Raw genomic sequence first — 24056 nt, forward strand, 5'->3', positions numbered from 1 at the left:
TCCCGATGTCCCTTTTCACGGTACGACGAATAATCCGGGCGATGGCTCTCTCCAGCCTGTTGACATCCCCGTCTCAGCTCACCGCCCAAGGCAGCGGCGATGGCACCCTTGCGGTCACCGTGTCGGCCCGGCAGACCGGTGTGTCGCTGTCCTACGCGGTGGTCGCCCTGCCCGACCGCAGGATCGAACGGTTTACCGACGCGAGTGGACGGGCCTCGATCGTGGCGTTGCCCGCCGGTACCTATGACATCACCGTCCGTCGTATCGGCTTCGCCCCCTATCGCGGCCGCGTAGTGATCGAGGCCAGCCGCGTGACATCGGCACCCATCACGTTGGCACAGATTCCCGTACAGCTCACCGGCATGCTGGTGCGTCCGCGCGAGGCGTGCACGAAACCCGGCATGCCCGATCGGATGCGTGATCCGGCCGTGTACGATGTGGTAGAGCTCCTGCGCGAGAACGCCGATCAGTTCCGCCTGCTCACGTTGCAGTATCCATTTCGCTACGCCACGCAACGCGTGCTGGCCGCCCTCGCCGACAGCGCGGTTTTCGTGCAGACGGTCGATACGCTCGTGGCCGAGAGTAGGGCCTTGGGCGGGTATCGTCCCGGTGGCGTGGTGCGCGAACAGCGTGCGCCCGGTGGCGGCACCGAAACCACGATGGTGATTCCCGTGCTGTCGGATATCGCCGCGCCGTCATTCATCGCCAATCACTGTTTTCACTTCGGTGGCGTGGTCACCGAAGGCGGCGAAACGTGGGTGCGGCTCGAAGTCCGGGCCGCCGACAAACTGCGCACGCCCGACGTGCACGGCACGTTCTTTCTTGATAGCGCCACGGCGCAGTTGCGCCGCATGGAGCTCGAGATGAGCCGCCCCGATCGTTTACCGAGGAGGCTGCAGGGTATCCGCACCGTGGCGGTGGCCACCACGTTCCGCGACATCACGCCCGGGTTGTCATTGATCGATCGCGTCTGCGCCATCAATTGGCAGAAGCGGATTCAGGGGCGTGGGCCAAGTCATCCTGTGGAGTTGCAACAGCTCACCGCCTATCGCTTTGATTCGGCCCCCCCCGACGCGCCACTGGCGAGTGCGTACAACTCGCCGGTCTGGCGCCCACGGACACAATTGAGCCGCGACGTGCTCTGGTGCACGGAGCATTCGCCATCGTCGGGGTAGAGAAGAGGGCAAATTCACGGGCATGGGCGTAACTCATGCCCAGTCGACCACCAGCTCGACCACCGATGCGACCAAGACGACCGATGCCGAGTGCCACGCTGACCGTTCCTCCCGCGCGCCCATTCGCGCGACTGCTGCCATTGACCCTGCCGTTCGTGCTCTCCCTCGCGGCCTGCGCACGCGCCGGTACTGGTGTGACGACGGCGCCCGAGCCGGCCATGCAGCCGGTAATGCAGGCGCCGATTCAGGTTGCGCCACCGCCGCCGATGCCGGCGGCTTCGGATACCGCGCGGTCGGATTGGCAGCGACTCGACTACGACGTCGATCGCGTGATGGGTGTGGGCTCAGAGCGTGCAATTCGCGAGCTGCTCGCCGCGCGTCAGCCGAGACGTCGGGTGGTGGTCGCCGTTGTGGACGGCGGCGTGGACACCGCACACACGCGCCTCACCGGCTCGCTGTGGAAGAACCCGCGCGAGGTACCCGGCAACGGCAAGGACGACGACGGCAACGGCGTGATCGACGACGTGTTCGGCTGGAACGCACTGGCGACGGCCGACGGCGCGGCGGTTCGCTACGACACCTTCGAGCTGACGCGCCTCTACGCGGCCTGCCGCAATCAGCCCGCCGGTGCACTCACCGAGAAGCCCAAGGCGGCGGAGTGCGACCAGCTGGCCTCGGCGTATCGCGACAAAGCGAAGGAGGTCAAATCGACGCTGCTGCAGGTGGAGAACATCGACGACCTCCTGCGCGGTGTTGAGCGCGTGCTCGGCACCGCACTCAAGGGTGCGCCAATCACGCGGGCATCGGTCACCACCTTGCGACTGGCAGCCCCTGATGTGGAAGAAGCCAAGCGCCTGTGGCTGCGTCTCGATGCGGACGGCCTCAATGCGGCTGAGATCGCGAAGGCCCGCGAGGCGTACGACGCGCAGGCGCGCTACGGACTCGATACACTGTTCAATCCGCGCTCAACACAGCGCGTGGTCGGCACGCGTGATGTCACGGGTCCCGATGCCACCCACGGCACGCACGTGGCGGGTATCATCGGTGCATTGCGTGGTGATGCTGCAGCAATGCAGGGAATCGCGCCGAATGTCGACATCATGGCCGTACGCGCGGTACCTGATGGCGACGAGCGCGACCCTGATGTGGCACGTGCGATCCGGTACGCCGTGGACAATGGCGCGCAGATCGTGAACATGAGCTTCGGCAAGGGCTACTCGCCGGCCAAAGCCTCGGTCGACTCGGCGGTGCGCTACGCCGAGTCGAAGGGTGTACTACTGGTCCACGCGGCGGGGAATGACGGCGAAAATAATGACGAAACGCCGTCGTTTCCCACGCCCGAGCTCAGCGGCGGAGCGCGCGCGACGAACTGGCTCGAAGTCGGCGCGTCGAGCTGGAAGCCGCTGGCGTCGTTGCCGGCGGAGTTTTCGAACTATGGACGCCAACAGGTGGACCTGTTTGCGCCCGGCGTCGACATTTTGTCGACCGTGCCCGGCGGAGGCCTCAAGCGCGAGAGCGGTACGAGCATGGCGGCGCCGGTCGTGTCGGGAGTGGCGGCGTTACTGATGACATACTTCCCAGAGCTTACCGCCATGCAGGTGCGCGACATCCTACTGGAATCGGTGCGCAAACTGCCCGATCTCGACGTGCGGCGACCGGGCGATGGAGCTCGGGTGAAGTTCGCAACACTGTCGCGCACCGGCGGCGTGATCGATGCCTACGCGGCGGTGCAACTGGCCTTGCGGCGAGTGGCGCCGCAACCGTAACCACTACGCGGCCGATCGAATCCTGATCGGCCGCCTACGTGTCAGCAGCTCTTGCACTTGTGATTGTTCTTGGCGCCCAGCTTCTCGAGCAGCTCGATGGTGTCGAGGAACGGCGGAATACGCTGCACCGCACCATTCGCCATATCGACCGTGGTCTGACCGGTTCGGGCCACGGCCATGACGTCGGCGCCCTTGCTCACGAGATACGTGATCAACGCGTTGTCACCACGCGCGGCCGCGTGATGTAGCGGCGTATAGCCCTTGAAGTCGCGGGCGTTCACGTCGGCCTTGAGCTCCTCCACCAAAAACGTGACCGTCGGCATCCATCCATCGGGTGCATGGCGATGCGCGTTGGCTGCAAAGCCTTCGCCGTAGCCAGCGCCGCTCGCGGCATGGATCGCGTACACGCCTGGTCCGTTCTCCGGCACCGGCGGCAGCCCTGACGGGTCTTGACCGGCGACCACATCGGCATCGAGTTCTTCGGAGCCTGGCAAACGACCAGCCGGCTTGATCGTGGCAACACTCGGATCGGCACCGTACTTGAGCAACAACTTCATCGCGTCGAGATCCGTGCCATACGCGGCGCGCCAGAAGGGCGTAGCCCCCGCGGTGCTGACACTGAGCTGATCAAAATTATACGACATGTACCACAGGTGCTTCGACAGCCGCACGTTTACATCCGCACCCGCGTTGATGAGGGCTTCCATCAGCTCGAGATACGACACGTTCGACTGGTACTGCGCCACGGGCTGCGGATACGCCGCCTTGGGCGCCCACACCACGTTGATCACCGCGTACAACGGCGTCGCGTTGGCCACACTGGCCAGCTTCGGATCGGCGCCGCGATCGAGCAGCGTCTTCGCCAGATCAAACCGGCCGTTGATTGCCGCCATCAGGAGCGGTGTCGTGCTGTCACCGGCGCTGGCATGGTTGATCTTGGCGCCGGCCATCAGGAGTGCGTTTACGGCCGCGACGTGACCATCGCGCACCGCCAACAGGAGCGCCGTGTTACCACCTTTCGTGCCCACCAGATCGCCATACGACGGCCCCCGAACGCGGCGGTCGCCGGCCGTGGGCGTGATCCGCGTATCCGAGTTGCCGGTGGGCGCCGCGGCGTCGCCGCTGGCACCAGGAGTCAGCGCGGCCGAGGCGGCAGAGGGCGGTGCGGTGCGCGGCGTAGCCGCCACAGCAGCCGTCTGACCACCCGGACCACCCGGAGCACCCGTGGGAGCACCAGTGGGAGCACCGGCCACTGCCTTCGGCGCTAGCAACGCCTCCGCCGATTTCATCGCCGCCATACGGCGCGAGCGCGTCACGAGATATGCGCGGTCCTTCTTCTCCTGTTCGGGAATGCTTTGCGTACGCGTTTCCGCCTCGAGATCGGCGCCGCGCTTGATCAGGGCTGCAATCGTCGACACACGATTCGCGGCGGCCGCCCACATCAGTGGCGTCTGCGAAAATGCCGCTTCGCGCACGTTCACCGGTGCCCCCCGTTCGATGAGGACTTCGACGGTGGCCGCATCGCCGCTGGAGGCCGCGAAGTGCAATGCCGATACGCCGCCGGACGACGTCGTGGCGTTGACGTTCGCCCCGGCCGCCAGCAACGCCGTGACCGTTCCGGCCCGTCCATTCTGGGCGGCCAGATGCAGCGGTGTGTAGTTCCCGTTTCGCGTCACCGGGTCCAAACGGGCGCCGGCCGACACGAGCATCCGCGTGGCTACGAGATTGCCCCGCGAGGCGGCCCAATGCAACGCCGTCATGCCGTCGCCTCGCACTTCATTCACGTCGACGCCCTGCTGCAGCAGCACACGCAGTCCCGCGCTGTCGCCGCGCATCACCGCGTCCGCCAGCGGAGAATCCGATGTTGGACTGCCGGCCGACAACATCAGCGCGGCGCCGACCGCCAGGCCAACGGTCGCCAGTCGCTTCCCTGCCCGCTGCATGAGCGGCGCCGGCTCGCGCTTAGGCATGTGAGTTCAGATTGAGGGCACCCGTGCTGTCGCCGAAGGTGGTCAGGTCGTTCATGCCGAGCGTGTGCATCATGCTCAGCATAGCATTCGCCATCGGGGTTCCGTCCGGCGCCTTGATGTGCATGTTGCCGGCGAGCCGATTCTCGGCCTTGCCAAGCAGCATAAGTGGGCAGCGACGATGATTGTGCAGGTTCGGATCACCCATCGGCGAGCCGTAGATGATCATCGTCTTGTCGAGCATGTTGCTCTCGCCTTCCTGGATGCTCTTCAGCTTGTCGAGCAGATACGGCAGCATCGACACGTGATACTTGTTGAGCAATTGGAAATCCCGCACACCTTTCTCGCCACCACCGTGGTGCGACGCCGGATGGAAGCCCTTGTCGGTACCGCTCTCCGGATACGTACGACTGGTGCCGTCACGACTCATCTTGAAGGAGAACACGCGAGTAACGTCGGCCGCAAACGCGAGCGCCTGAATGTCGAACATGAGTTCGACGTGCTCCTTGAACGAATCCGGAACACCGGCCGGCGCCGCGGCCAGTTGCCGCTCGTCGCCACTCGAGTTGCGTGCTTCGACCATCTGAATGCGACGCTCCACCTCGCGGATGTCCGTGAGGTAACGGTCCATGCGGTGGCGGTCGTCGGCATCGAGCCCGCGTGACAACGACGTCATCTGCCCCGACACGAAGTCGAGAATGCTGCGACGCGAGCGACGACGGTCGGCGCGCTCGGCGCGGTTGCCCCCCACCCCGAACAGCTTCTCGAACGCCACGCGCGGGTCGCGGATCACCGGCAGCGGTTCGGTGGGCGACTTCCAGCTGATGGAGTCGGTGTACACGCAGGCATAGCCATACGAGCATCCACCGGCCTGATCGACGTTCTCGATGCACAGCTGCATGGAGGGGATCGGTGTGTCCTGACCGAAGCGCTGGGCATAAAGCTGATCGAGCGACGCGGCGATCTTGACGTCGGACCCTTCGGTCTGCTTCGGGTGCGTCTGAGTCAGGAAGGTCGCGCTCGAGCGAAAGTGATCGCCACCAATCTCGGGCGGCGCGGCCGGTTCGGCTTCGCGTACGTCGGTGTTGCTGATGATCGTCATGTACTCGCGGTACTTATCCAGTGACGACAAGGCCGACGGAGTCAGATCGAAGTCACGACCGGTCGCCGCGGGCGACCAGAAGTTGAGCTTCGATCCGATGTCGTTGGAGCCGGCGGCACCGTGCACCATTTCAATCGCGATCAGTCGCGGCGCGGCGTTGGCGGAGCCCATGATGCTCCGGCCGCGCGGAACCATGGCACCGAGGTACGGCAGCGCGATGGTGGCACTGAGTGACTGCACGAACTGTCGGCGAGGCATCGCCTTTCCCGTCAGGAACTGCATAACTCTTGCTCCTTTGTTTTAGTCAGCATCTTCAGCGGCTGCTGCCGACTGATGCCCCGCTCGCGGGGAGTGCTGCTTGAGCGACGGGTACCATGCGCATCCGAAATGCATCGCTCTTCACCACACCCAGCACGATATCTTGAATTCGGTAATTCTTGGCGCGCACCGACCGTTCGATCTGGCGAATGGCCGGACCATCGGAGTACTCCACCCGTCGCCCCACGGCGTACGCCATCAGGTTCTGTACGAACGTGCGCACCAGCGGCACCGGCCGCTTCAGCAACACCTGCTGCAGCTCGCGCGGTCCGGTGATCTTGGTGCCGTCGTAGTAATCGCCGCGCGTGTCGAGCGGCATGTTGTTTTCCTTGATGCGCCACTGTCCGATCACGTCGAAGTTGTCGAGCGCGAGACCGATCGGATCGATGAACTGATGGCAGGAGCGGCACGAGGCATTGGAGCGATGCGTTTCCATGCGCTCACGCGTGGTCAGCATGCGCCCTTCCTTGCTGGCGCCGGTCACTTCGAGATCCGGCACGTTGGGCGGCGGTGGTGGTGGCGGAGAGCCCATCAGCACTTCCATGACCCACTTGCCACGCAACACCGGCGACGTGCGATTGCCCTGCGACGTGAGGAGCAGCACGCTGCCGTGGCCCAGGATGCCTACGCGGTTCTTGTCGGTATACCTCACACGACGGAAATCGTTGCCCACCACATCGACCATGCCGTAATGTTGCGCCAGATCCTCGTTCACGTACGTGTAATCGGCCGTGTACAGATCGAGCAGACTGCGGTTCTCACGCACCAGGCTCGCCACGAACAGCTCCGTTTCCTTCTGCATGTTCTTCGCGAGCTGCAGATTGAACGCAGGATAGAGCAGCGGGTCGGGATGCACCTTCTCGACGTCCTGCAGGCGAAGCCACTGGGCGGCAAAGCGCGTAGACAGCGCATCGGCGCGCGGATCGGCCAACATCCGTTTGGTTTGGGCGATCAACACTGTGGTATCGACCAGCAAGCCACGCTGGGCCACACTCGTGAGCGTAGAGTCAGGCAGCGTGCCCCACAAGAAAAACGATAGGCGCGACGCGAGATCACTGGAGCTGACGGCCACCTTCGAGCCCGGCTTCGCGGTCGCCGCCACTTCGTCGGCGCGGAACACGAAGTATGGACTGGCCAGAATCGCTTCCACGGCGCCGCGCACGCCGCTCTCAAAGCCGCCCGACTTCGCCTCGTCGTCGTAGAAGCTCATGATCGCCTTGCGGTCACTGCTCACGAGCGCACGTCCATAGGCTTGCGAGCCGATGCGGTTCACAATGCGCTCTGCACACGGACGCTGCTCGGCGGCGCTCAGCGGACGACAGCTGAATACCCGTCGACGGCTCGGCGTATCCGAGACACCCGTTGGATTGAACGGACCCGTCACACTCAGGAGCTTCATGTGTCCCTGAATCGTGATGCCATCCTGAATCCCGATCTGTGTATCCGGAAGGCTGTTCCCGATCGGTGTCATCAGATCTTCGACGGGACCTTCAAACGTACGCACATAGGCCGCCGCAATGACGCGAGGGCCGGCCTTCACCGTGATCGGCTTCGTCTTGAGATCCAATCCGGTGGGCTCGCTCTCGTGCAGGCCGCGATCGATGTCGAGCAGGGCGACGCGCTCGCCGTCCACTGAGATCTCGATCTTCTCGTCGAAGGGCGCATTCGAACCAACCAGCTGGCCGATCGGTGTCGAGTGCAGCGATACGGCAAACACATACTCACCGTCCGCCGGGAAGTAGTGCGTGGCGGCCGTGCCACCGCGCGTACCGATTGGCGTGTCGTCCTCGTGCCCATTCTGGTTTGCGAGACGCGACACCTTATACGTGGATGTAGACACACTAGCCTTGGCGTCACCGACCGCCACCCGACTGATCGCGCTCGCGGCGTCAAGGTAGGCTTCGAGCACTGTCGCCGACGGGATCTGCACATCGGCGATGTTGTCGAAGTTGGCACTCTTGGTATCGAGCGGCAGCCACGATTCAGCGTTCACAGCGATCGTGAGCAGATCCTTGATCGCGTGCTCGTACTCAGCGCGGTTCAAACGCTGAAACGACCGACGACCGACATCGGGCTTGCGAACGGCGACGGCGTCCATCTGCCGTTCAAGCGTTTCGGTGAGCACCTCGAGCGTGTCACCGGCAGGCCGAGGGCGCCCCGGCGGCGGCATCATTCCGGTCCGCAGCTTACCGATCATTTTCTCCGCAATGATTGGCGACGTGGCACCGACCGTGGCGAGATCGAACGACTGCAGCGAAAGATTTCCCATTTTGCGCTGGTCGCTGTGGCAGCCGGCGCAGTTCTTCTTCACCACGTCGTTGAGCACCGCCGGCGCGAGCGCGGCGGGCGCCGGAACCAGCACAGGGTGCCCGAGCCCCCGCCACGTCGGCGCGGACGGATCTCCAAGGGAATCCGACAGCAGGGCGTCGAATGAAGCGGACGTGGCGAACGGCGATGTCCGCGTCGGGGTCGTCGTCGGATCAGGTCGATCAATGATCGCGACGGCGAGGAGCGACAAGGCACCAGCCGAAGCAGCAACCAAGGATTTCATCCTCGGAACTCCGGGCTCAGGCGGGATACGACAGGATACGGCGGTCTATATGACCGGTTTTTACGCACGCGGACGGGAAACCGTTGAAAGCTTTGCGGTTCAGTGAACGTTGTCAATCGTTGCGACGGCATTTTTCGCACCGGCCCGCTGCGGACTCCCCTCGAGAAGATCCTGCGGGTGGCCCTGCAAAAGGCAGTCGGCCACGGCCGTCTTGCTCAGCTCGGCCGTGGCACTTCTCGCAGCGACGCGCTTAGGGGTTCCGATCGAGACAACCCTTGAACTTCGGGTTGTTCCGCTCGTTGAACGGTATGACGAGGTTCACGTCGGAGCCATACGTCTGGCCGGGACGATAGCGAATGTTGCCGACCGGAAATACCGTGGCCGCGGTACGGCCATACTGACGGATCAGGCGGCGCATGTCGCCAAGCCGATGGCCGGTAAGCCACAGCCAAAAGGCGCGCTCCTTGAAGAGCAGGTCAACCGCCGCAGCCTGCGTCGTGGGCGACACGGCCAGAGCAGTCATGGGTGTGCTGAGGCCGGTGGCGCGCAGCGCGTTCAGTAGACCCAATACCGCCTCGCGGTCAGCTTGTGTTCCACCCTGCACGCGCGCTTCCGCCTCGATGAGTCGCGCTTCGATGCCGTCGGCGAGTACGAACGGCGCGGACTGCGACGTGTACTTGAGTTGACGCGGCAGATTGCCGCTGGTGCCATCAAATCCGACGTTCGTGCTCGCCACCCAAGGCACACGCGGATCAACCGGGGTCACGAGGTAGTCGACACCGTTCGTGCCTTCGCTCGTGCCGACTGTGTAGCGTGATCCGGCGAGATACACGGCCGTCCAGAGACCGTTGTTTTGCCGAGTGGTGGCGATCGAATGGCTCAGCGTGTACTTGAACGAGGTCGGGACCGCACTCACCGCGGCGGCGGCTTGCGCAAACTGCCCCTGGTTGAGCAACACGCGGGCCTTGCCGATGGCCGCGAGGTTACGGTAGTTCGTCGCTGTGGCGTTGGCCAGTGCGCTATCCAGCGACGCCGACGCGCGGATGAACAGCTGCGACGTGGTGAGCGGATCACCGTATTCGAAGTCTCCGCTCGCCGACACTTTGCTGAACGGCACGCCAGAGCAGTAGCCCTCACCAAAGGCCGCTTCCGTGAAGCCACGGATGGCGTACATCTCGCTGAGCGAGTCCTTGACCGCGGCGGTCGTCGGCTTGGCCACGATCCACTTTTCGATGGCGCCCGTCATGCCGGAGCGCGCCAGCTGGAGTTGCCGGTACGTGGTGACAACTGCGCCGCTGAATAACTCATCCGAGTTACGCCCATCGGTAGCGAAGCGATCGGCAAAGTTATCTGTCGTCTGGATTTCGTCACCGAGGTTGCCGGACACGACGGCGAATGCGTCCTGTGACCCCGAGTACGCTACCATGAAGTCCATCATCGAACCGTTCCGCAGCGTCGTCACGCCTAGGCTGCCACCGATGGCCTCTTTGGCGATCACGTTGGGCGTAGAGACCGAGAGAATGTCTGAGCTGCACCCGGCTACCGCAAACGCGGCAGCCGGAGCGCCCACCGCGCGGATGATCCGGCGTGCGGAATTGAGAAATCGCATGGGTGTGGGTCGCCTCAGAAGGAGAAGTTCATGCGCAGCACCAAAATGCGCAGCGGCGGGGTGGAGAAGAACTCCTCGCCACCGGTCGCATCGTCAAGATCGGACGACACGGCTTCCGGATCGACGCCCGAATAGTTGGTGCTCACACCAAGATTGCGGCCGGTGAACACCACGCTCCAGCGCGACGCGCGGACCGCATTGGCCCACTTGGTCGGCATCTCGTACGCCACCGAGAGTTCGCGGAAGCGCGTGAAGGCGCCGTTCTCGAACATGCCCGAGTACACCGCCTGCGCCGTGGCGAGCGCGTTGGCCTGTTCCTGCAGCGAAGCAGTCTGATCGTAGCGTCCGCGGCAGGAGATGGCGCTCTGACATTGGTGGCGCAGCGTATTGTTGAACTTCTTGAAGCCCCACTTGCTGTCCACCTGACCCGACAGCGTAAGCTTCTTGTTGAAGAGCGCGAGCGTGGGCGAGAACGCGATTTCGCGCGTCGGGAAGGTGTTCCCTTGGAATACCGCCGTGTCGCTGAACGTGAGCTCGCTGAGCGCCTTGTTTGTATTGAACACGATGATACCGTCGCCGTTCTTGTCATTGAAACTGATGTTCTTGTCCCACAAGCCGAAAAGCGGGTAGCCCGGCAGGTTCCGCTGCGTACCGCGTCCGCCTGCTGAGGCGATCGGTGAGATGCCTTCACCCAACTTTGTCATACGATTTCTGTTCGTGGAGCCCACCAATGTAAACGACAGCGCCGCCGCGTCACGTTCGATCACGCGTTGGTTCCACAGGAGTTCGACTCCAGAATTCTTGATGTTCCCGATGTTGACGAACTGCGTCGTGAGGCCGGCGAGCGACAACGCGATCTCCCGACGAATGAGGGCGTCCGTCGTACTTTTATTGTACGTCGTCACTTCGACGTTCGTGCGGCCGGCAAACATGGAGAGGTCGAAACCGAACTCCGTCTCGGCCGAGTATTCCGGCTTGAGGTTCGCGTTACCCAGCGAACCAGGCGACGCGGCCGGGGCATCGCCGGTAGCCGTCGTGAGCGGGCCGGGCAAGTAAAAGAACACGGCGTCGGTGGCACCCGGAATCTGCCCGGATGCGCCGTAGGTGCCGCGCAGACGCAGCGAGTTCACGAATTCAGGAAGTGGTACGAACGACTCATCGGAGAGGAGCCACGACGCACCAAGCTTCGGGTAGTAGACGGCGCGCGTGTTTTGACCAAAGGCGCTGGCGGCGTCGCGTCGCAGGCCGCCGGTGATGAACAAACGATCACGTAGCGCAAGCTGCTGCTCTACGTAGTAACCAAGCGTGCGGCGCTCCTCGAAAAATTGTGTACTGGAGCGCGTGGCAGCCGACGACACCGTGACACCCCCCGGCGGCAGACCAATACCGGTTCCGGCCGTATTGCCAACCGCGTTGCGAATGTATTGCATACCGACGGACGTCGTCGACTTTATCCAATCAGCGAGCTGAAAGGTGCCGGCAGCACCATAATCCGCGGTCTGCTGGTTGAGCTCCGAGCGTTGGCTCGTGATGTTGCCCTGACGCAAAGTGCCCGTGGCCGGACCTTCTCCCACCTTCACAAGGAATAGGTCGTTGCGACTCGTATAGTCCGAGCCGATCGCGGCGCGCGTGGAGAGCCAGGATGTCGGCGCCCACTGCGCGGACACGGTGTTGATGAATCGGTTGAGCGCCTGCGTGGTGGTCTGCGAGAGTGCGTCGCCCATCATCCACGCGCGGTAGCCGCGCAGCGAATCACCTTGCGCGTCGACGAGGTCGGCACGCCACGGGCCAGCGATCGCGGTCGTCATCAGGCCGTTGCCCGTACCGACAAATTGCGGAATGCGAACGTCGCTATTCACGTAGCCGGCCGATGCCTGCACGAACAGTCCCTTGCGGAGCTCAGCGTTCACGTTCGCGCGGAAGCTGTTTCGCGCCAGCGCATTCGGACGCATGATGTCGGAGGGCAGTTCACTCACGCCGCGGCGCGCTTTAAGACGCGTCACTTCGTAGTCCGGCATTTTATAGATGCCCGTCTCCCCTTCGGTCTGACCCGAGATGAAGAACTGCACCTTATCATTGCCACCGGACGCTTGGAGGTTGTACTGGCGGCGGCTGCCGTCTCCGATCGGCGTGAGGTTCGGATCATTGAGCACGTTGCCTCGGCTCAGCGAATCGGTGGCCGTGCACGTGCCCAACGAAACGGCTGTGAGCAGGCACGGCACCGAGCGCGTCGGATTGGCGGCAGTGCGGCCCCAGAGCGACCAGAGGTCCGGAAACGTGGCAGTGTTGTCGAGCCGACCGTTTTCCACGCTGACGTTGTAGATCGTTTTACCCGACTTCCCGCGCTTGGTCGTGATCACGATCACGCCGTTCGCCGCCTCGGTACCATACAGCGTGGCAGCCGACGGTCCCTTCACGATTTCAATCGTCTCGATTTCGGACGGATTGATATCGTCGAGACGCGATGGACCCGGGCCGCCGGTGGCGAGGCCGTTGTTGGTGCTCGACGTGGCGCGTACGCCGTCGATGACGACGATCGGGTCGTTGGAAAGCGAGAACGAGTTCTGGCCGCGGATACGGACGCGCGAACCGCTCCCGGTGCCGCCCGGCTGCAAGACCTGCACGCTGGACGTACGCCCGGAGAGCAGGCTACCCATGTTCGACACGGGGAGCTCGGCGATCTTTTCGGCGACGTTGATCTGGGCCACGGCGTTCGCCAATTCCACCTTGCGCTGCTGGCCGGTTACCGTGGTGACCACGGCGGAGAGTGAGAAGGCCGCCTGCTTGATCTGGATGTCGGCCACCACCGGCGTCGCGCCGCCGACCGTGACCGTGAGCTTCGCTGCTTCGTAGCCGATGCGATTCACCTCGAGCGTCACGGCACCCGTGGTGGTGACGCGCAGCGTGTACCGACCGTTGTCGGCGGTGAGTGTACCGTTTTGCGTGCCAGCGACCAGCAGGCGAACCTGTGCGATGGGGTTACCGGTGGCGGCGTCAGTCACGCGACCGGTGATGGTGCCGCCGGCTGCCTGCGCTTCCGCACGCGGAGCCGCAAACACCGAGGCGACGACCAGCCCCCACACGAGGCCAAGGCGTCCGCATACCGCGGCCAGTGGGCGGCGATAAACGGCATAGTGTGGCCGCTTGCCGCGATCAGTCGCGACGGGTCCGAACAATCGCATCTCGTAACTCCCTCAGAGAGCTGGATCTGTCAACGGCCACCACGTGTGGCCGAACATGGCCACGGCCAACATCCATCGCACGCCGGACGGCGGACAACCCAGTTGGTCATGCCACTACGGTGCACGGGCGTCGAAACACCCGTTAGGCGCGACGGAACGGGAGGATGCTGCGATCATCGCGCATCACTCCGTGGTGCGTGACAAGCACGCGGTGGGACCCAGCGGCGAGCAAGTGCCGTCAAACCCAAACTTCAGTCGAACTCAGAAAGTCCTGTTGAACGTCGCGCCGGAACGGTTCGAGCCAACGATGCGGCGCAATCACACGCGCAAGGCGCGCGAGATTGTACGGCGTGTCAAACCCGCTGTCAATCGCGAGCGTAGGGCGCCTTCCGATAGGCGCTTCGCAGTAGTCGCCGCGAGCGAGACGAAAAAGTGTGCGACCTGCGCAGGCTCGCAGCAAATCCTCCTGACACGCCTGCTAATTCAGCGCCCAGAACTCGAGCCGGCCACTCGCTTCAAGGTGCGGAATAACATCTCGGTGCCCTGCTGTAACGACTCGACACTGACGCGCTCATCGTTCCCGTGCATCCGACGCAGCTCGTCGGTGCTGATGGGATATGGGTAGATGCCGAACACCGGAATCCCACGATTGCGCCAGGCGGCGGCATCGGTGCCGGCCTGGAACAGATACGGCGTGACCTCGGCCTCCGGCCACTGCGCTTTCGCCTCGGCCGCCAGCGCGCGGTACAACAACGATGTGTCAGGTGACGCGGGCGAGGCCGCGGCAAGGGCCGTCGCCATCTTCACCGTCAGCAGCGGATCGTTGAACAGTTTTTCGAGCGTGCGTATGAGCACCGCCGGATCACTGCCGGGAATCAGACGCACGTTCAGCGTCACCTCGGCCGAGCCCGGAATGACGTTGCTGCGAAATCCGCCGGCCACGATGACCGGCGCAATCGTATTCCGCATCAGCGAGTGAATAAGCGGATCACGCGAGAGCACCTTGTCGGCGGCGCTTACCTGCGCCGGCGTGCCATTCAGCAGCTGCCTGTACAGACGCGCGGTCTCGCCGGTGCTCGTTTTCGCGAGGGTCGTGAAGTACTTTCGCGAGTCTGGCGTGAACTCGAGTGGCGTCTCGTAGCGCCCGAGCTTGGCGAGCGCTCTGCCGATCGTCACGAGCGCGTTGTCGGGAAGGGGCATAGAGGCGTGTGTGCTCGTCCCCTTGGCCGTGAGGGTCACGCCCATCACACGCTTATCCGACGTCGAGATGCTCACGTACTGCACGCGGCCATCAGCGCGCTTGATGATCCACCCGCCTTCATTGAGCGCAAACTCGGCGTCCATCTTGTCCCAATGTTGCCGTGACAGCCACGTCGTGTTCATCGGCGCGCCTTCTTCGTCGGCTTCCGCCAGAAAAATGATATCGCGATCGAGGGGTACTTTTCGATCCGCCAGCAACATCGCAGCGCGGGCGAACACGGCGATACCGCCTTTGAAATCGATGGCTCCGCGACCGTACACCGAGCCATTCTTGATCGCGCCGGCGAACGGATCGACGGTCCACTTCTCACGCTCCACGCCGACCACATCCGCATGGGCTGCGAGCAGCAGCGGCTTCTTCGACCCATTGCCCTTCAGTCGAGCGAAGAAGTGCACCTTCGCGGAGTCAGGCGTGGGAACGATGTCCACCTGAAAGCCGCGCGCGCGAAACAGCGGCCCGAGGATATCCGCAATCTGCTGCGTGTGCCCAGGCGGGTTGCTGCTATTGGCGCGAATGAGCTGCGCGAGCAGTAGCGCCGTGGAGTCGGTGTCTTGCCCGTGCGCGACGGCGGGGACCGCCGAGGCCAGCACCGCTAGACACAGTGGCGGGAACACGAGCGTGCGGAGTACGGAGCGAATCATGCGATGACCTCGAACCGACGGGACGGGAATGGTGGGCTCACGGAAGCTACCCCAGCCGAGATCGTCTCGCGCCACTGTGCTCCCCCCTGCCGAGCCCCGCCATGTACGATTCCGCGGTCCCGCGCCTGTCGTCGCTGGTCGATCACCTTCTCAACGAAGACTCGGCACCGTTTCATCAGCTGCATGCCGACGACCCGGCGGTGCTGGTGCTCGACTCCACCCCAGTTGGCAGCCGGCACCGGTGGGCTCCACCGACCGGCGTGCGTTTCTGGCCGTGCCTCGATTCTGTCATTGGCGATTCCCGGCGTCGGGGCGGCGCTTCCCGCCTGCTCACCGGCCGGTGACAGCGACACGCCGGCGGTGGGTCGCGCCGGCGCCAAATAGGCAGTATTGCTTCGATACGATCCCGCACTTCCACCCGTGGCCGCTGGCAACCGGCTCGCGTTGCACGGGCATGCGCGCGAGGTACCGGTGCGAATCTCGAAAGATATCGACGTAGCCGTATGGACCTTCGAGGGCGACTTCTCGGTCCCATCGTGCACTGCCGTGTGGACGACACCGTGGACTTCACGCTTAGCAACGACGTGGACATTCCGCATTCGATGGACTTTCACGCGGCGCAGATCGATCCCAAACACGCATTTCGCTCCGTCACCAAGGGGCAGTCGGTGCAGTTCTCCTTCACGCCGAAGTTTGCTGGCGCGTTCATGTACCACTGTGGCACAGCGCCCGTGCTCATGCACATCGGCTCCGGCATGTACGGCGCGATTGTGGTGTCGCCGCGCGAGCCACGGCCGCCCGCTAAGGAATTTGTGTTTGTGCAGAGCGAGTTCTAGCTCGCCGAGGCGGTGAATGGGGTGCGGGCATACGACTGTGCGAAGATGACGGCCGTGCTGCCCGACTTCGTCGCGTTCAACGGCCATCCCAATCCGTACATGGACGCCCCGATCCGAGTGAAAGTGGGTGAGCGTGTACGCTTCTGGGTAGTATCGGCGTCCCCACCCATCCGTCGCCCTTTCACGTGGTGGGCGAACAGTTCGGCACGGTCTACCGTGGGGCGCCGCCGGGCGCGACGATTCGGGGCGTCCAGACATTCACCGTACCGGCAGGCGGCGGCATGGTGTTCGAACTCGAGCCGATGTGGCGGGCGAATTTCCGTTTGTGAATCACGGCTTCGGCCATGGCCAGAAGGGCGCCATCGGCATGCGGGTGGTCGAACCGTAGCCCCATCGGCTGCAGCAAGCGTAGCTTCGCGTGACCTCAACCGGAGTTGCGCATGAGCGACACCCCTGCCCCACTCGGCCGCATCAGTTGGGCCGACCTTACCGTGCCCGACGCGACACAGCTACAGGAGTTCTATGCTAAGGTGACCGGGTGGACCGCGATGCCGCTCGGCATGGGTGAATACGACGACTACCTCATGCTCGGCGCCGACGGCGCACCTCAGGCCGGCGTCTGCCACGCACGCGGTGCCAACAGCGGGATACCGCCTCAGTGGATTGTGTACATCACCGTGTCGGGTCTCGAGGGCAAGCTCCGCGATGTGGACGCGCTGGGCGGCAAGATCATTATGTCAATACGCAGCATGGGGGAAACCGGGCGCTACGCCATGATCGAAGATCCGGCGGGTGCAGTGTGTGCGTTGTTTGAGCCGGCGTAGCGGCGCGCGTAAGGTTTCGTGGCCGCCAGGCATTGAGCGAGCGAGGCACATCGACTCTCCCCTGTCAACTTGCCAATGCGAACGCTTGCACCGCCGCCCCTCGTACTGCACGTCGCGATGTGCGTCGTCGTTGGTATCACGCCGGTCCGTCCGGTGTCCCTTACGGCGCAGGCAGCCGTTTGGCGTCTCGCGCCCACGCCTACGGTACGCATCGGCACGGGCGAGCAGGCGGCTCTCTCGCTGGCGGCACCCGCCGGCGCCACGAGACTGCCCAATGGCAACATCGTCGTGGGCGATCTGGCGGAGTACGCGATTCGTGAGTTCACGCCGACCGGCGCGCTCGTAAAGCGCTACGCGCGGAAAGGCAAAGGCCCCGGCGAGGTCGGCTATCTGGCGCCGCTCCTTCGGTGCGGGAGTGCTTTGGTCGCAAACGATATTACGGGGCCGCTCTCGATCTTTCAACTTGACGGCACGTTCCAACGCGCTTTCCGCGTCCCAACGCAAACGTATCGAATCGCCTGTAACGCTGGCCTGCAGTTCGTCGTGATGGGCTGGGCTGCTGACCGCGATATGAAGGCCGGCGCCTATCGTCCGAATGTGAGATACTGGCTCGCCCGCGCCGACACGAACATCGAAATCTCACTCGGGATGATGCCAGGCGGCGATCGCTGGCGCGAAAGCGGCGGTGATCGTCCTTTGCCGCTCGGCCGCGAACCGCGGGTCGCGATCTCCGCCGCGCGCGCATATATCGCGCTGGCCGACCGACTGGAGGTACTCGTGTTCGACCTCTCAGGGCAGCCGTTGCCTGCGCTCACGGCGCCGGCCGTACGCGTGCGCGTGGCCAAGGCCGATGTCGAAGCCGAGCGCGAGCGGGAGGTCGCCAGCATGGGCGAGCGCGCACGTACGATGTTGGAGCGGAGCTACGCGATGATTCGCATGCCGGAATTCCTTCCGGCCACTCGCGATCTGCTCATCGACGCCTCGGGCGATGTGTGGGTGCAGCACTATCCGAGCGCGGCGTCGCCGACCGTGCGGTGGACCGTCTTTTCGCCAAGCGGCAAAGTGCGGGCAACCATAGCGATGCCCACTGCGCTCGAGGTCTACGAGATTGGCGCCGACTACGTGCTGGGTCGCTACCTCGATCCCGATGAGCAGGCGCCGGAGGTTCGGGTGTACCGGTTGACGCGGCGGTAGACACCGCGTTGGGCGTTACTCGCTTGTGCCGCTTCACATGAAGTGCGCTATACGAAAAACATATGTGACGATGGCGGCATATTTGCGTCTATCTCGCAGCATCCGTCATCGCCGCAGGTGACGACACTGGTGCGTCACGCACCGGGTCTATGTACCGCGTGTCTCAGGATTTCGTAATGGAAGTGACGGTTGCCGTTGCTCCGGCCCAAACCGATGGAGGCGAGCGAGACATCGCGCGCCTCACGAGCCCCTCCCGCTTGGCCGCCCTCCGCGCGAGTGGTCTACTCGATGGACAGGCAGACGCCGTGCTGGATCGCATAACCCGCATCGCTACCGCGCTGCTTGGCACACCGATCTCGATGGTGTCGCTGGTCGATGACGCGCGGCAGCATTTCGCCGGCCTGACCGGTCTCGGCGGATGGGCCGGTGCCGCGCGCGGCACGCCGCTCACGCACTCGTTCTGTCAGACGGTAGTGGTGAACGACGCCCCCCTGCTGATCACCAACGCAGCACGCGATCCCTTCGCGATGCATCACCCCGCGTTCACCGACCTCGGCGTGGTCGCTTACGCCGGGGTGCCGCTGCGCACGTCAGACGGCGAGACGTTGGGCGCCATGTGCGCGATCGACACCGTGCCGGTCGAGTGGACCGCCACGCAAGTATCAGCGCTGGAGGATCTGGCGGCGGCAGCCATGGCAGAGATCGAGCTACGCGCAACGGTGCACGCGCTCTCCGTCGCGCACGAGCAGCTACGCAATCAGGTGATCCGAGATCCGCTCACGGGCTTGCTGAACCGGCGTGGCTTCGCCGAGCATGCGAAGCAACATCTGGCGCTGGCCGAACGGACCGGCAACACGTTTGTCGTCTTGGCGCTGGATCTCGATGGCTTCAAGCAGATCAACGACACGCTGGGTCACGACGCCGGCGATGAAGCGCTCCTGGAGATGGCGACCATCCTCACGCGCGTTTGCCGCAACTCGGACATTGTCGCCCGCGTTGGCGGTGACGAGTTCGTCTGCCTGCTCGCGCAGACGAGCACATCGGAACTGAAGTTCGTGACTGCGCGCCTGAACGCCGAACTTTCTCTACGCAACGCGGATCCGAAGGCGGAATTTCAATTGGCCACCAGTGTCGGATGGTCAGAATGGCTTCCCTCGCAGCGCGCCACGCTGCCAACGCTGCTCCGTCTAGCCGATGAGTCGATGTATGCCAACAAGCGGGCGCGAAAGGCGCACGCGGAGCACGCGGCATGACGAATGGTGTGCGCATCGCCTGCGTGCGGAGCACGCGCACGGTGTTGATCGTCGACGACTATCCGAGCGTGCTCGCGTGGGCCTCACGGGCCTTCGCGCGCGACGGATGGCATGTACTCGCCGCAACGAGCAGCGGTGACGCACTGACCGCATGGCGCGGCGCGAAAATGGCAGGAACGCGCGTGCAGCTGCTGGTCACCGACCTCGAGTTGCCGGATCTCGACGGACCGTCGTTGGCCCGTGCGCTGCGCGACGAGGATCCGACGCTCTGTGTCATCGGCATTACCGGGCACGCCGAGCGCGGCGCGGGATGGCACGGCACCTTGTTGCACCGCACCGCCTTCTTTCGGAAGCCGATGACAGCGGCCGAGCTGCTCGCAGCCGCGAACGCGTTGGCGAATGCGGCGCCGGCCGATCAGAGTGAGATGTGCCCCATGGATCCTATTGGATTGGTGGCCAGCTGACGGTCGATGGGCCGGTGCAGCACCATTCGACGAGCGAGCGCCTGAACATTGGTGCTCGCCGGAATCGCTTGGCCGAGGACGATCCACCCTTATTCGGCCAGCAGCTTCACCAGATCGGCGAACGCCACCGGCTTGACGATATGTACGTTAAACCCCGCCTCCGTCGCGCGCTGGCGGTCCTTTTCGAGACCGTAGCCGGTCATCGCAATAATGCGTGTCGCATCAAACCCGGACGCGCGGAACCGCCGGCACACTTCGTAGCCGTCCATACCCGGCAGGCCGATGTCGAGCAGCACCACCGATGGCGGCGTTTCCTCGGCGAGTTGCAGCGCGTCCTGCCCGTTGTGCGCCACGACGACGTCATGCCCGCGGAGGCGAAGGAGCATCGCCATGCTCTCGGCGGCGTCTACGCTGTCATCCACCACGAGAATGCGGCGTGGTGCCTCAGCGGAGTGCGCCGCGTCCGGAGTTCCATTGGTCGTCGTGGTTGTCGTGGCGGTCGGTGCGGGGATATGGACCACGAACGCGCTCCCCTGTCCCACTCCCGAGCTCTCGGCGCGTACGGTGCCACCGTGCAGCTCCACCATTTGCTTCACCAGCGACAAGCCGATGCCGAGGCCGCCCGCTGCACGATCAGGCACCCGTTCCCCCTGCGCGAACAAGTCGAAGATGCGGGGCATGGCTTCGCGAGAGATGCCGATACCGCGATCCCTCACGACGATGACGGAATCAGTGCCATCGTGCGCGATCTGCACCGCAATCGTGCCGTTCTCCAGCTGATACTTGGCCGCATTGTTGAGCAAGTTGGCCACGACCTGCGTGAGGCGCGCCGGATCACCACGCACCAGCAGCGGAGTGTCCGGCATCTCCACGGTGAGTTCATGGCCCATCTCGTCGATGAGCGTACGGCTCGATTCCACAGCATCTTGCACGACGTGGCGCAAGTCGAGCTGCTCGGTTCGAAGCCGGATCTTGCCTTGCGTGATGCGAGAAACGTCCAGTAGATCGTCCACCAGGCGAGTCAGCTGCTTTGCCTGGCGTTCGATGACCTCGTGACACCAGATCAGCTCCGGATCGTGCAAGCCCTTCATGTGCATGATGCTGGCCGCATTGCGAATCGGCGCGAGCGGGTTGCGCAACTCATGCGCGAGCAGCGCCAGGAATTCGTCCTTGCGCCGGTCGGCATCGAGTAGCTGGTCGGCGAGTTCCATCTGTCGCGCCACCGATGCCTCAAGCTCGGCGGTGCGCTCCGCAACTCGGCGCTCCAGCTCCACCGTAAGTCGCTCGGCCTCGCGTGTTTTTCGATAGAGCTCCGCGAATACCGCGACCTTCGCCCGCAATAGTTCGGGCACCACCGGCACGGAAACGTAGTCCACCGCTCCGGTCTCGTATCCCTTGAGCCGGTCGAGGTCGGACAGGTGCACGGCGGACACGAAGATGATCGCCGTCTTCTGGTAACGCGGATGTTGACGGATGATTTCCGCCAGCTCGAAGCCATCGAGCTCCGGCATACTGACGTCCATCAACACCAGCGTGATGTCCGTCTTGAGCAAGTGCTCCAGCGCCTCGCGCCCGGAGCTGGCCTTGATCAGGTTTTCCCCGAGCTCACTGAGCATCGCCTCGTAGGCGAGCAGCTTCCCCGGCTGATCGTCGACCAACAGGATGTTGACCTTATCGACCGTATTGCTATCCACGTTGCCTCGTTTGCCGTCCAGAACCTCGAGCATGTGTGTCATCCTCAGCGATGGAGCCACATGCGGAGCGCAGCGAGCAGCTGTTCGGTATTCACCGGCTTGGCGAGGTAATCCGACGCACCCGCGTCAAGGCACTTTTCCCGGTCACCCTTCATGGCCTTGGCCGTGAGGGCGATTATCGGGAGGCGCTTCATGGACGGGTTCTGACGAATGGCCTGCATCGTCTGGTAGCCGTCCATTTCCGGCATCATAATGTCCATCAGCACGATCGACACGTGGTCGGTGCTCTCGAGCGTCGCAATGGCTTCGTGTCCCGTTCCCGCCGTGAGCACATTCATGCCGCGACGTTCAAGGACGCTGCTGAGCGCGAAAATATTGCGCACGTCGTCGTCCACCACGAGCACCTTTTTGCCCACGAGGTCGTCGTCCGAGCGGTGCAATTTGTCCAACATCAGCTGCTTTTCCAGGGGCAGGTCCGCGAGCACGCGGTGAAGAAACAGCGACGTTTCATCGAGCAAACGTTCTGGCGACTCCACGCCCTTCACCACGACGCTGCGCGCCAGCGAATGCAGGCGAGCGTCCTCATCGGCAGAGAGCTCCTTGCCCGTGAACACCACCACCGGCACGTCGCCGATCGTCGCATCGTCCCGCATGTATTCCAGCACCTCGAAGCCGGTCATGTCCGGCAAGCGAAGATCGAGCACGGCGCAGTCGTACGAGCCAGTGCGCAGTGCGGCCAGCGCTTCCGTGCCGGTGCCGACGGTGTCGATCTCGATATCTTTGTACCCCAGTAACTCCTTTATACTGAGCTGCTCTGCCTCGTTGTCCTCCACCACCAGGAGTCGCCGCGACCGCGGGAGTGAGTACTCCTTGATGCGCAGTAGCGCCTCCTCGAGGCCCGCCGTCGTGGTCGGCTTCGGCAAGAAGCTGAACGCACCGCGCGAAAGGCCGTGCTGCCGGTCCTCGTCGAGGGTGATCATCTGCACCGGGATGTGTCGAGTTGCCGGGTCCTGCTTGAGCTGGCTGAGGACCGTCCAGCCCAACATGTCGGGCAGGAACACATCGAGCGACACAGCCGTCGGGTGGTATTCGCGCGCCAACGCCAGCGCGTCAGCGCCGCGCGCCGCCACCAGCACCTTGAATCCGTGCAGGCGGGCTTGCTCGACGAGCACCCGGGCATAGTGCGGATCATCTTCCACGATGAGTAGACGTGCGTCATGCTCCTTCAAGTCATGCCGGTCGTCGGGCACGGCCTCGATCGGACGATCCCACGTGCGTACGGACGACAGGCTCGTCGTGCTGCTCGGCAGGCCGCGTAGGTGCTCAGGCACGGCGAGTGTCGAGGCGCCAAGGAGCGACGAACCTGAGGGGCCGATGTACGCTTGCGGCAGGTAGAGCGTGAAGGTGCTGCCCAAACCCGGAGTGGAGCGCAGCTGGATTTCACCTCCGAGCAGCGCGGCGAGTTCGCGGCTGATCGCGAGGCCGAGGCCAGTGCCACCGTACTTCCGCGACGTGCCGGCGTCGGCCTGCTGGAACGCCTCGAAAATGATGCGCTGCTTCTCGACCGGGATGCCAATGCCGGTGTCCGACACCTCGAACGCGACCACACTTGCCGCGCGCTTGAGCATCGGATGCTCTCGGGTCCAGCCGCCCGCGGCCTGCGAGACGCGAAGCCGCACACCACCTTGCTCGGTGAACTTGAAGGCGTTGGACAGCAGGTTCTTCAGCACCTGCTGCAACCGCTTCGCGTCGGTCACCATGGTGGTGTCGTCGGTCAGGTCGGTAGTGACGTCGAGCGTGAGGTGACGATTGTCCGCCTCGTGGCGGAAGGGCCGTGCGGTGCCGTCCATCAGATTTCGCACGATCACCTCTTCTGCCATCACGGTCACCGTGCCCGACTCGATCTTCGACAGGTCGAGAATGTCGGTGATGAGGTTGAGCAGATCGGTGCCCGCGCCGTGAATGGTTTTCGAGAACTCCACCTGCTTGGGCGACAGGTTGCCTTCCACATTTTCGCCGAGCTGTTGACCAAGAATGAGGATGGAGTTGAGTGGCGTGCGCAATTCGTGCGACATGTTCGCGAGGAATTCCGACTTGTACTTCGACGTGAGCGCGCGCTCGAGGAAAAGGCGTCCGAGCTCGCACTCACGTCGAAATACAAGTCGGAATTCCTCGCCAACATGTCGCACGAATTGCGCACGCCGCTCAACTCCATCTTG

The 24056-nt window shown here is 63.9% G+C and carries 15 protein-coding genes and 1 pseudogene; 8 read left to right on the forward strand and 8 right to left on the reverse strand.

Annotation, left to right across the window (positions count from 1 at the left end):
* Positions 1 to 59 precede the first annotated feature (59 nt).
* A complete protein-coding gene (locus tag ACLL97_RS02270; RefSeq protein ID WP_411278850.1) occupies positions 60 to 1175 on the forward strand; it encodes a carboxypeptidase-like regulatory domain-containing protein in 1116 nt (371 codons plus the stop codon).
* Between the two features lie 65 nt (positions 1176 to 1240).
* Positions 1241 to 2941 carry a S8 family serine peptidase gene (locus ACLL97_RS02275; RefSeq protein ID WP_411278851.1) on the forward strand — a complete coding sequence of 567 codons (1701 nt, stop codon included), beginning with the start codon at positions 1241 to 1243 and terminating at the stop codon, positions 2939 to 2941.
* A 41-nt stretch (positions 2942 to 2982) separates the two neighbouring features.
* Here the strand turns inward: ACLL97_RS02275 and ACLL97_RS02280 are convergent, their stop codons facing one another.
* From ACLL97_RS02280 to ACLL97_RS02305, 6 genes are all read right to left on the reverse strand, one after another.
* Entirely contained in the window at positions 2983 to 4911 is a 1929-nt protein-coding gene (locus tag ACLL97_RS02280) for an ankyrin repeat domain-containing protein (protein WP_411278852.1), read from the reverse strand.
* Positions 4904 to 6292: a DUF1552 domain-containing protein gene (locus tag ACLL97_RS02285; protein WP_411278853.1), complete on the reverse strand. Its 1389-nt coding sequence runs from the start codon at positions 6290 to 6292 to the stop codon at positions 4904 to 4906. Before ACLL97_RS02285 ends, ACLL97_RS02280 begins: the two co-directional genes overlap by 8 nt.
* Before the next feature lie 31 nt (positions 6293 to 6323).
* Positions 6324 to 8879 carry a DUF1592 domain-containing protein gene (locus ACLL97_RS02290; protein WP_411278854.1) on the reverse strand — a complete coding sequence of 852 codons (2556 nt, stop codon included), beginning with the start codon at positions 8877 to 8879 and terminating at the stop codon, positions 6324 to 6326.
* Positions 8880 to 9129: 250 nt separating this feature from the next.
* On the reverse strand, positions 9130 to 10488 hold the full coding sequence (locus ACLL97_RS02295; protein WP_411278855.1) for a hypothetical protein: 1359 nt from the start codon (positions 10486 to 10488) through the stop codon (positions 9130 to 9132).
* A gap of 14 nt (positions 10489 to 10502) precedes the next feature.
* Entirely contained in the window at positions 10503 to 13670 is a 3168-nt protein-coding gene (locus tag ACLL97_RS02300; protein WP_411278856.1) for a SusC/RagA family TonB-linked outer membrane protein, read from the reverse strand.
* Positions 13671 to 14153: 483 nt separating this feature from the next.
* A complete protein-coding gene (locus tag ACLL97_RS02305) occupies positions 14154 to 15572 on the reverse strand; it encodes a M20/M25/M40 family metallo-hydrolase (protein ID WP_411278857.1) in 1419 nt (472 codons plus the stop codon).
* Positions 15573 to 15673: 101 nt separating this feature from the next.
* On the opposite strand from ACLL97_RS02305, the gene ACLL97_RS02310 reads away from it, so the two are divergent.
* The 6 genes from ACLL97_RS02310 to ACLL97_RS02335 all read left to right on the forward strand — a co-directional run bounded on the left by ACLL97_RS02310 (position 15674) and on the right by ACLL97_RS02335 (position 20143).
* On the forward strand, positions 15674 to 15916 hold the full coding sequence (locus ACLL97_RS02310; RefSeq protein ID WP_411278858.1) for a hypothetical protein: 243 nt from the start codon (positions 15674 to 15676) through the stop codon (positions 15914 to 15916).
* Between the two features lie 192 nt (positions 15917 to 16108).
* Positions 16109 to 16408 carry a multicopper oxidase domain-containing protein gene (locus ACLL97_RS02315; protein WP_411278859.1) on the forward strand — a complete coding sequence of 100 codons (300 nt, stop codon included), beginning with the start codon at positions 16109 to 16111 and terminating at the stop codon, positions 16406 to 16408.
* A 440-nt stretch (positions 16409 to 16848) separates the two neighbouring features.
* The gene (locus ACLL97_RS02320; RefSeq protein WP_411278860.1) at positions 16849 to 17232 is read left to right on the forward strand and encodes a VOC family protein; all 384 of its coding nucleotides are present in this window, start codon (positions 16849 to 16851) and stop codon (positions 17230 to 17232) included.
* Between the two features lie 75 nt (positions 17233 to 17307).
* On the forward strand, positions 17308 to 18426 hold the full coding sequence (locus tag ACLL97_RS02325; protein ID WP_411278861.1) for a hypothetical protein: 1119 nt from the start codon (positions 17308 to 17310) through the stop codon (positions 18424 to 18426).
* Between the two features lie 158 nt (positions 18427 to 18584).
* Positions 18585 to 19679, forward strand: a complete 1095-nt coding sequence (locus ACLL97_RS02330) for a diguanylate cyclase domain-containing protein (RefSeq protein ID WP_411278862.1) — start codon at positions 18585 to 18587, stop codon at positions 19677 to 19679.
* The gene (locus tag ACLL97_RS02335) at positions 19676 to 20143 is read left to right on the forward strand and encodes a response regulator (protein WP_411278863.1); all 468 of its coding nucleotides are present in this window, start codon (positions 19676 to 19678) and stop codon (positions 20141 to 20143) included. Before ACLL97_RS02330 ends, ACLL97_RS02335 begins: the two co-directional genes overlap by 4 nt.
* An 89-nt stretch (positions 20144 to 20232) precedes the next feature.
* Here ACLL97_RS02335 and ACLL97_RS02340 read toward each other — a convergent pair whose 3' ends face one another.
* Both ACLL97_RS02340 and ACLL97_RS02345 read right to left on the reverse strand, forming a co-directional pair.
* Positions 20233 to 21870 (reverse strand): response regulator, encoded by a 1638-nt coding sequence (locus tag ACLL97_RS02340; RefSeq protein ID WP_411278864.1) that lies wholly within the window; start codon positions 21868 to 21870, stop codon positions 20233 to 20235.
* Between the two features lie 11 nt (positions 21871 to 21881).
* Positions 21882 to 23957, reverse strand: a pseudogene (locus ACLL97_RS02345) (response regulator); the annotation flags it as partial.
* Between the last annotated feature and the right edge of the window lie 99 nt (positions 23958 to 24056).

The organism is Gemmatimonas sp., assembly GCF_046594945.1.
In the GTDB taxonomy this organism is placed as follows: domain Bacteria; phylum Gemmatimonadota; class Gemmatimonadetes; order Gemmatimonadales; family Gemmatimonadaceae; genus Gemmatimonas.